At 68.3% G+C, this 1,692-nt stretch carries 3 protein-coding genes; all 3 read right to left on the bottom strand.

All coding sequences use genetic code 11. The features are described 5' to 3' along the window. Positions 1-106: 106 nt before the first annotated feature. The 3 genes from ACIRQP_RS42415 to ACIRQP_RS42405 all read right to left on the bottom strand — a co-directional run bounded on the left by ACIRQP_RS42415 (position 107) and on the right by ACIRQP_RS42405 (position 1,501). Positions 107-607 carry a transposase family protein gene (locus ACIRQP_RS42415; protein WP_403900829.1) on the bottom strand — a complete coding sequence of 167 codons (501 nt, stop codon included), beginning with the start codon at positions 605-607 and terminating at the stop codon, positions 107-109. After that, on the bottom strand, positions 496-939 hold the full coding sequence (locus tag ACIRQP_RS42410) for a hypothetical protein (RefSeq protein WP_403900827.1): 444 nt from the start codon (positions 937-939) through the stop codon (positions 496-498). The genes ACIRQP_RS42415 and ACIRQP_RS42410 overlap by 112 nt, the downstream gene beginning before the upstream one ends. Positions 940-1,018: 79 nt before the next feature. Further along, entirely contained in the window at positions 1,019-1,501 is a 483-nt protein-coding gene (locus tag ACIRQP_RS42405; protein WP_403900825.1) for a hypothetical protein, read from the bottom strand. Positions 1,502-1,692 lie beyond the last annotated feature (191 nt).

Genomic DNA, 1,692 nt, shown 5'->3' with positions numbered 1-1,692 from the left:
CACTGAGAAGTCTCCATCCTGATTTCGCAGGTCACGGCGCTGGTGTGGGGTCGGGATGACGTACTCAGGCTGGTTGGGAGCGAGATCGTCTGTGGGTGATCGTCGGTCACCTCTGGACCTCGCTGTTCGCGAGGACGAGCAGGGCCCGTAAGAGCGTGGTCGCGTGCCGGGTGTTCATCCGAACCTTGGTGAGGATCCGCCAGGATTTGAGGTTCGCGAAGCCGTGTTCGCAGGCTGCTCGTTCGCGGCTGAGCAGGCGGTTCGCTTCCTTCTCGGCGGTGGTGAGCTGGTGGTTGCGGGTGGCCTTGCGGCCGGTGATGACCACCGGGTTGTCGTCGGGGTCGTCGTCCAGGCCGACGAAGCCGAGGTCGGCCAGGGCGCCGAGGCCGGCTTCCCGGAGATGACGGGTGAGCTTGTTGTGGCGGGCGGTGGTGATCTCGCTGGACCGTCCGGGCTTGGCCGAAGAGATCCAGATCAGGTTGCCCTTCTCATCGGTCAGGGCGAGGAACAGCAGGCCATGGGCCTTGTGCTTGCCGGAAAAGTTCTTGCGGTTCTCCTTCCCGGTGCGGCGGCGGGTGCGGATGAGGGTGCCGTCCAGCAGGACCACGACACCGCCTTGGAGGCGATCTTCTTCAGTGCGCGGTCCAGACGCGGGGCCCGGGCGGAGAGCAGGCCGATCACTTCCAGCACCCAGCGGCGCAGGGTGGAGGCGGCGATGTCGTTGCCGCCGGCCAGATCGGCGAGCCGCTGGTCATGGCGGAGATGAGCGAGAACGAGGACAGCCTGCAGGCCAGGGGCGGCCTTCCGCCAGCGGGTGCCCAGCTGCTTGCGGCGGGCACGTATGAGTCCCGCGATCAGATCGATGGTCCGCTTCGACACCGGCAGGCGAACCTGGTAGACAGCTTCCTGAGGGCCCTCGGCGGGCTTGGTTTTCGTCACAGAAACCCCAACATCCGCCAGGGGCCCTCGTGTTACTGCCGGAATCAGCCCGTCCGCGCCTCCCGTCCAGGCCGGAGTGTCACAGTGGTCCGTAGCGGCCCGACGGTGTGCGGTGCAGCCAGCCCCGGTCCGCGAGCCGCTTCAGCTTGCCCCGCATCGGCTCGGTCTGCTGCGGCCTGATGTCCATCCCGAGTGCCTCGCACACCTGCCGCGTCATCACCGGCTGATCCTCCGCACCGGCCACGACCTGCAGGATCCGTCGGTAGTCCTCGGGCAGGTCGTCCTCGCTCACGCCGTCGCCACGGTGCGGCACCAGTAGCATCCCGCCGGCCCCGGACGCCGTCTCCACCCGTGCGGGCCCGGCCGGCTCCACCACCGGATCGGGAGCCTGAACGTCCCGGCGTCCCCCGTCGGTCGCCTCGGCCCACTGCCCGTACACGATCTCGGCCGCCTCCAGCCGGGCCACCTCGACCTCGATCTCCGCGAGCTCCTTCCGCAGCAGCTCAGCGCGTTCCGCCAACAGCATCCGCCGGTCCATCGTCCACGTCAGCACGTCCGGCATGACCAGCCCCTCCCGATCCGGATCCGTCTGCCGAACGGTAGAGAAGAAGCCGCCCCGAGCGGCCCGGTCCCGCAGAACCGACCCCTGCCGGACGATCACCTGCTAACGATCTCGCCCCGGACCAGCCCGAGTTCGTCATCCCGGACCCACCAGCCCCGTTGACCTGCAGAAATCAGGATGGCGAACCTTCA

The sequence above is a fragment of the Streptomyces sp. NPDC102274 genome (assembly GCF_044766385.1).
In the GTDB taxonomy this organism is placed as follows: domain Bacteria; phylum Actinomycetota; class Actinomycetes; order Streptomycetales; family Streptomycetaceae; genus Streptomyces.
The sequence above is the reverse complement of the archived record's forward strand: the minus strand, read 5'-3'. Positions and strand labels throughout refer to the sequence as shown.